Here is a 6,763-nt window from a genome sequence, read left to right as displayed (position 1 = left end):
GTGTCGCTGGCAGCGGGTGTTCTGTTTCCGTTCACTGGATGGCTGTTGTCTCCGATGATCGCGGCGCTGGCGATGAGCCTGAGTTCGGCCTCGGTCATCTTCAATGCACTGCGGCTGAGGGCCAAGCGTTCAACCGATCCGTCTTGACCAAACGACTTCACTTTGTAACTTGCGTATGTGAAGTATGTGAGCTGAATTCGTCGTCAAAACTTTGACGATCCAACGATGCTTTCGCAACACGACTTAGAAACTGGACGGTGCGGATCAAGCGCGATGGCGTGGCGCTGTGGTTCGCCAGCAAAAATTCTGCAACCCTTGGTATGCGAAGGCGCTGGTTATGTTCGTTGTTGGATGTGCATTCGCCGGGCCCTCGGAAACGGTACCAATCTTCGCGAAACGAGGCGGACGTAACAGGCGACAAAACGTGGCAGAAATCGATGCCGGCGATAAACTGCCACGCCTACGCCACGTCGCGCTCGGTCATATCGAAGTGATCGCATTTCTCGAAAATGAGCAGTCGTTCGGCGCCGGGAGCGGCTATTCAGACCTTCATCTGCTTGCCGAAGCTCGCATTGCCGGAACGACGCGTTGGACGCGAGACAAACGCCTTCACCAAGCCGTACTCAAATTGAATCTGTCCGCATTCGCTGAGCACTGAGAGGTTTTAACTTCCCGCGGTGCAGTGCAAGCTGCAGCAGCAGGACGGAAGCGCTCATACCATCTGAACGATGTCCGACGACAAACGCTACCCGTCAATGTTCGGTCCGGTGCTGCCTACAACGACAGAACCGCTATTCCGGCAGTCTCCTGAGCCCTACCTGACCCTTTGGAAGCTTGTATTGCGCTGAATTAAGTTGCATTGCCAGTAATGTGTAGTAGCCGGCGATCCCGGTCAGATCCACCACACCTTTGGTTCCAAAGCGGGTTTTGACCCGCTCGAATGTGACATCGGACACTTGCTTGTTCTTTGCCAGCTCGGTGGTGTAGCTGTAAATCATGTCTTCGTCCGAACTCATGCCGACAGGACGACGTCCTTCTGCAATAGCATCCGCAACCTCTTTGGAGATGCCGGACTTCAGGGCCAACGGATAGTGATACCACCACTCGAAGTCCTGTGTCCACTCGCGGGCGATGATGAGGATGACCAGTTCGCTCATCGTGTTGCCGATCGCCGATTTGTAGCGCAAGTAATCACCCATCGATCGCGAGAGTGTCATGACCTGCGGGCTGTGCATCAGGGGCTCGAAGGGTCCGAAAACCGGGCCCTTGCGTGCCACTTCGAAATCAGCGGCAGCCTGGGCCTGCTCGGGCGTATAGGCTGCCGGAGGAATGGTCGGCAGCCGGTCTTCTGCATGAACCTGAACTTGGAGCAACAGGACGCTGGCGGCGAATAAATGAAAGAAGCGGGGCATCAGGTTCCAATGGTGCGTGAATCAAATTCGAATCGTCCGACGATGAGCGGCTGAAGCAGGAAGACGACAATATCCCTGCAACTCATTCCTTGGCTGAACGATACGATCACGGTTCACCCGCCTTGAAAGGCAATTCCTTGCCAGCAGGAACACCTTCTTCGGCCATTGCCAGCAACATGGCAACCGTCACATAGGTTCCTGCAATTGTCGTGAGATCCACAATCTGCTGATCGCTCAGCACTTGTTTGGTGCGAGCGTAGGTGGCATCGTTGACCCGGTGCTCGGCGGTCAGTTCAGTGACGAAGTCATAGACCACCGCTTCGTCGGCCTGCATGTTTGCGGGTCGTTTCTGGGCCTTCAGATCCGCGACCACCTCAGGCGACAGCCCCGCCTTGACGGCCAGCGGTGCGTGCGCAAGCCACTCGACCTGTGATCGCCATTGGCGACCGATGATCAGTATTGCGAATTCGTTAAGGCGTTGGGGCACTGAAGAGTTCCAGCGCAGGTAATACAGCAGGTCGAACATGCGCTGCCCCATCACAGGACTTCGCAGGATTGGGTTGTAGGGACCGGACAAGCCCACGCTTGATACCTTCGTGATCTGCTCGCCAAGAGGCTTCTGGTAGACGTTGAGTTCTTGCGTGGTGAGCTGCGGAAACCGGGGGGACGGTACCGCGCCCGCATCGGCAGCATATGACTGCATCGCACTGAACATCAGCGCAACGCTGAATGTCAGACGGGTGGCGCGGCTAACGAGTCGATATTTCATAGATGTCTGTTGATTATTGCTGTTGCTTCGGGCTACCGACCGAGATCAATGCGATCCCGCACCGATGGCGTACGGTCAGTTTTTTAATTCTCGTGCTGACATAGCGCCAAGGCAATGCAGCTAACCCGAACATGCAGCGATCACATCCTTTTGTGCCCACTAAATGAATATGTCATCCCGCCACGGTCACTGCCGAGATGTAAGCGGCCGGCCACCCCAGCTTGAGAACTGAGGCCAAGCCGTGGACGATGCTGAATACGAAGGGACTTCCCCTTCGTTAACGGCGTCGCGCCGCCGCGATGGAATGTCAGCTGTCCATCACAGTCCGAAAGGAGTCTTCCATGAGCGAAACGATCCGAGGCGCAATTGCGCGAGTGGGTGTCGATCTGGCGAAGCGCGTGATCCAGGTTCACGCGGTAGACGCGAACGGCCGCATGTTGATCACGAAGATGCCGGCACGCGACAAGTTTGTAGCGTGGTTCGCCCAGCTGCCCGCCGGCTGCCTGGTTGCAATGGAATCCTGCAGCAGCTCGCACCACTGGGCCAGACGACTGCGGTCGCTCGGCCTAGATCCGCGCTTGATCGCCGGTCATTTCGTTGGACCGTATCGAATGCAGGGCAAGCGTGGCAAGAACGATGCAAATGATGCCGCCGCGGTGCGCGAAGCCGCCTCCCGTCCAAGCATGCGATTCGTGCCTATCAAGACCACTGAACAGCAAGCACAGTTGGCCGTGCACAGACTACGGGAGGGCTACAAAGAGGAACGCTCCGCTTGCATCAATCGAATTCGCGGACTGCTCGCTGAGTTTGGGCTGGTCTATCCGAAAAGCCCTGAAGCGCTGCGCTCAGTTCTTGCCGATGTCCTTGAAGACACGGAAAACGAGTTGCCCGGGGTGGCGCGCATGGCCCTGCAGCGCGCGCATCTGCACTGGACGGAACTGGAGGACCACATTGCCTGGTGTGATGAACGCATAGCCGTTCACGTGCGGAGCAGCGAGCAGGCCAAGATCGCGTCACAGCTCTGCGGGATCGGCCCCATAACCGCTTCGGCCCTAATCTCAAGCGTCGGCGACTTGAAGCAATTTAGGTCCGACTCACAGTTCAGTGCGTGGCTGGGGCTGGTTCCTAGCCAGAACTCAAGCGGCGGGAAGGCCAAGCTGGGAGGAATCACAAAGCGCGGCGACGACTATCTGCGAACACTTCTGATTCAAGGGGCGCGAACCGCCGTGATGACGGCGCATAAGCGAAAAGACCGAATCGCTCTATGGCTGGTACAGCTTTTAGCTCGGGTTGGATGGCAGAAGACAGCAGTTGCACTTGCCAACAAGAATGCTCGAATCCTATGGGCCGTGATGACCAAGGAGCGACCCTACGATCCAGACTTCATATCGATCAAAACTGCAAGTCGTGTAGAAAGCAGACCTTGCCTAGGATTGACTGGCTAGCCATGGAAGCATAGGCCCTGTCACTCTGTAGTTATTGAATTCCCTCCAAGACGTGCGTTCGAAGATGCAGTGCATAGGTCAGACCGCCAGTAGGTGAACTCGATAGATGGACAGTCGTGTTCCTCGGGACAACGACGGATGCTGAATGGAGTCCTGCAGAGCGGTTCGTATCTGGGCCCGCACAAACCGCGAGATGCGAGATGTGCAACAAGGCCGCTTGTAGATGTGCAGTCTGTTCCTCATGACGCAGCATACCGCCCGACACGCATCGAAGAGAATGAAAAAGCCGAACAAGGTCGTTGACAATCGTGGAAGTCCTTGTAGTCCATCTAACTTAGCTGGACACCATCGATGTACGTCAATCGGAAGCAACGGCGCCGTCACAGCGCACAGTTCAAGGCGCAGGTCCTCGCTGCCTGTGCAGAGCCGGGAGCGTCTATCGCAGCAGTCGCAGTGTCGTTGAAGTTGAACGACAACTTGGTGCATCAATGGCGCCGCGGACGCGGGGCAAATCCAGTTTCACCGGCAACACCGACGACGGTTGCCGATTCGACGCCCCAGTTCATCGCGCTGTCGCTGCCCTCGCCATCGCCACCTTCAGCGCCGCGTTCAACATCGGCGCCAGCGGTTACCGATGCCGAGGACATCCGCCTTAAGTTCAAGCGCGGCACGCTCGGAGTCAGCGTGACCTGGCCGGTCTCGGCAGCAGCGGACTGCGCTGCGTGGCTGCGCGAGGTGTTGCGATGATCCGCATCGACGCGCTCTGGCTGTGCACGAAGCCAGTAGACATGCGCGCTGGCGCCGAGCGCCTGCTCGCGCATGTGGTCCATGCTCTGGGCAGCGCGAACGCGCATCACGGCTACCTGTTTGCCAATGCACGGGCCACACGCATCAAGATCCTCGTGCATGACGGCTTCGGCGTGTGGTGTGCTGCAAGACGGTTGAAGTCGGCCAAGTAGCATGGCTACGATCCGTGGGCTTACCTGAAGGACGTGCTCACGCGACTGCCGACACATCTGAACAGCCGCATCGACGAGTTGCTTCCGCATCGTTGGAGCCCACTGGAGCACCGGCAAAATGCCGGCGCATGAAGAACATCGAAGCACTCATTGCTGACGGCGGCGACATCACACTTGGGGCGGTATACCCGATCGAGTGCGCAGCCACTGCCGCCGACGGCCACAACAGCGTGGCCATGCTTGTACGCCGGAAAGGCGAGACGCTGAACGCCTTGCTCAAGCGACTCGACAAAGCCATCGCGAAGTTCTACGACGATGAGGAAACCATCGACGAAATCAATAGCATCTGACTCAGGTGTCGGCGCCAAGATGGGACGGCTGGCCGCTTACTGTTCATCGACCACTTTTAAGGTCGAAGCGGTTGCCGCCTGTTTGCGAGGCGGCCAGAACCTTTGATTTGCGGTACGACTTGTGAGCGGACGTTGCCGCTAGCGCATGTACTCCGCTTCCTGCGGTGTGAAATTGCAAGGTCAGTTCGAGCGCTTTGCTGCCTTCAGGTGCCGCGACGCCGTGCGTGACTCCTACCGGAATCGTCGAGTTGCTTTTTTCGCAACAGTAAATTGCGTTCTCGTGGGCTGGTGGTGCGGCTTCGGGCTCCATAGCATCCGCCGCATGAAATCTGTCTGGCGCCTGATAGTCGACCGTTTAAAAGCAGCGTGGGCCGCGCTGCATCCCGATGCTGAAGCATCGGCAGTTCTTCGCCGTGCGCTGAACGAATTAGCGCCGCTAAAGGGAAGGAGGTCCTGGTGGGAACGCCTCCTGCGCGGCACAGGTTGGGCTGCCGCCATTGCGCTGGTCGGCTGGATCGCCCTAGTGCTGTTTCCGCGCTGACTTTGGGCGCCGAACTGCGACAAGACGCGTGAACGCGTCGGCTAACCCTGCAAGTGCTCAACCAGATGATCCAGAAACGCGCGGATCTTCGATGCCTGGCGGCGCCCCGACGCATACAGCGCATGCACGTCCAGTGTCGATAGTCCACACCCGGGTAGCACTAACAAGAGCGAGCCATCTTTCAGCGCCGAGAGAGCAAAGTGTTTGGGAAGAATCGCAATGCCGGCGCCCTGTATCGCTGCCATGACTAGCACCTCCGGGTTGGAGCGTAGAACGATGTTCGCGAGCTCGATGCGTTGCTTCTGCCCGTCAGCGTCGAATATTTCAAAGCGGCCCGTGATCGTTTCCGGCCGAAAATCCAGGAGCGCGTGGGCTGACAGCTCAGCAACCGTAGTCACCGGGCCGTGCTTTGCCATATAGGCCGGGGCGGCACACAGCATTACGCTTTCAGCACCTAGGCGTCTTGCCGCCAATTGCTCGCTTGCCGGTGCGCCGATGCGGATGGCAATGTCTGCCTCATCGGCCAGCATATCGACTTTACGGCCCGACAGCTCGAGCAGGATCGTTACGGCAGGATGCAAAGCCATGAACGATGCCAGCGCCGGTGCAATAAACACCCGTCCAAACGTATAGGGCGCCGTGATCCGCAATCTGCCTTGCAGCGAACTCTGGGTTTCAGTCAACTCGCCAACGGCTTCGTCGAGCGCGCGCAGAGGACCGCGGATCCTAGCGAGAAACTCGCGCCCTTCTTCAGTAAGCGCAAAGCGCCCGCCGCCGCGGTGCAGCAGCTGATGACCCAGTGTGGCCTCGAGCCGCTGGATTTGCCGGGTCACGGCGGTTTTGGAGAGTCGCATGACTTGCGCGACGGTCGCGAGACTGCCGGAGTCGATGGCTTTAGCAAAAACTTTCAGATCAGAAAGAAGAATTTCCGGGTTTGCCTTCGTTGGGCGCTTTACTGGCATGGCAAAGAACATTAATTGCGGTCAGGTACGAGCTCTGACCAGGGGGGCGGTGACGTCGTCAAGCACGCATGTGTCTTGATCTTTTTCTACGTGGCCAGGTGAGGATTTTTCCGAGATTTCAGCAACATGACGCAACCTTTCTATGGCAATTCGGATCATAGATCCTGCCATTTCCCCTTTGGACAAAGACAGCCGGCCTGTCGAGCTACCCATATGGGCAACGCGTGGCCTCCATGGTTGCTAGGGAGCGCTTATATGGGCGCCTCCCGGATTGCAAGAACTCGTATGTGTGAAGATTCAGGATGCAGGGCTGCAGTCTTATATC

The 6,763-nt window shown here is 57.8% G+C and carries 9 protein-coding genes and 1 pseudogene; 7 read left to right on the top strand and 3 right to left on the bottom strand.

Annotation, left to right across the window (positions count from 1 at the left end):
- Window positions 1-424: 424 nt before the first annotated feature.
- Complete coding sequence (locus tag QN413_RS26705; protein ID WP_323499595.1) at window positions 425-658, top strand: hypothetical protein; 234 nt, start codon at window positions 425-427, stop codon at window positions 656-658.
- A 133-nt stretch (window positions 659-791) separates the two neighbouring features.
- Here the strand turns inward: QN413_RS26705 and QN413_RS26700 are convergent, their stop codons facing one another.
- Window positions 792-1,412 carry a carboxymuconolactone decarboxylase family protein gene (locus QN413_RS26700; protein WP_323499594.1) on the bottom strand — a complete coding sequence of 207 codons (621 nt, stop codon included), beginning with the start codon at window positions 1,410-1,412 and terminating at the stop codon, window positions 792-794.
- Window positions 1,413-1,518: 106 nt separating this feature from the next.
- Window positions 1,519-2,181, bottom strand: coding sequence for a carboxymuconolactone decarboxylase family protein (locus QN413_RS26695; RefSeq protein WP_323499593.1), 663 nt, complete (start codon window positions 2,179-2,181; stop codon window positions 1,519-1,521).
- 341 nt (window positions 2,182-2,522) lie between these two features.
- Between QN413_RS26695 and QN413_RS26690 the strand changes: the two genes are divergently transcribed.
- The 6 genes and pseudogenes from QN413_RS26690 to QN413_RS26665 all read left to right on the top strand — a co-directional run bounded on the left by QN413_RS26690 (window position 2,523) and on the right by QN413_RS26665 (window position 5,476).
- Window positions 2,523-3,626: an IS110 family transposase gene (locus QN413_RS26690; RefSeq protein WP_323499592.1), complete on the top strand. Its 1,104-nt coding sequence runs from the start codon at window positions 2,523-2,525 to the stop codon at window positions 3,624-3,626.
- Between the two features lie 351 nt (window positions 3,627-3,977).
- Entirely contained in the window at window positions 3,978-4,373 is a 396-nt protein-coding gene (gene tnpA / locus QN413_RS26685) for an IS66-like element accessory protein TnpA (RefSeq protein ID WP_323499591.1), read from the top strand.
- Window positions 4,370-4,585: an IS66 family insertion sequence element accessory protein TnpB gene (gene tnpB / locus QN413_RS26680; protein ID WP_416352256.1), complete on the top strand. Its 216-nt coding sequence runs from the start codon at window positions 4,370-4,372 to the stop codon at window positions 4,583-4,585. Before tnpA ends, tnpB begins: the two co-directional genes overlap by 4 nt.
- A pseudogene (locus tag QN413_RS26675) lies at window positions 4,586-4,717 on the top strand (transposase domain-containing protein); the annotation flags it as partial. It lies immediately after the preceding gene.
- Window positions 4,714-4,935, top strand: a complete 222-nt coding sequence (locus QN413_RS26670) for a hypothetical protein (protein ID WP_323499590.1) — start codon at window positions 4,714-4,716, stop codon at window positions 4,933-4,935. The pseudogene QN413_RS26675 and the gene QN413_RS26670, both read left to right, overlap by 4 nt.
- 145 nt (window positions 4,936-5,080) lie before the next feature.
- Window positions 5,081-5,476 (top strand): hypothetical protein, encoded by a 396-nt coding sequence (locus QN413_RS26665; RefSeq protein WP_323499589.1) that lies wholly within the window; start codon window positions 5,081-5,083, stop codon window positions 5,474-5,476.
- A gap of 41 nt (window positions 5,477-5,517) precedes the next feature.
- On the opposite strand, the gene QN413_RS26660 is transcribed toward QN413_RS26665, so the two are convergent.
- Window positions 5,518-6,450 carry a LysR family transcriptional regulator gene (locus QN413_RS26660; RefSeq protein WP_323499588.1) on the bottom strand — a complete coding sequence of 311 codons (933 nt, stop codon included), beginning with the start codon at window positions 6,448-6,450 and terminating at the stop codon, window positions 5,518-5,520.
- Between the last annotated feature and the right edge of the window lie 313 nt (window positions 6,451-6,763).

The organism is Variovorax sp. LG9.2, assembly GCF_035018885.1.
Taxonomy (GTDB): domain Bacteria; phylum Pseudomonadota; class Gammaproteobacteria; order Burkholderiales; family Burkholderiaceae_C; genus Variovorax.
The sequence above is the reverse complement of the archived record's forward strand: the minus strand, read 5'-3'. Positions and strand labels throughout refer to the sequence as shown.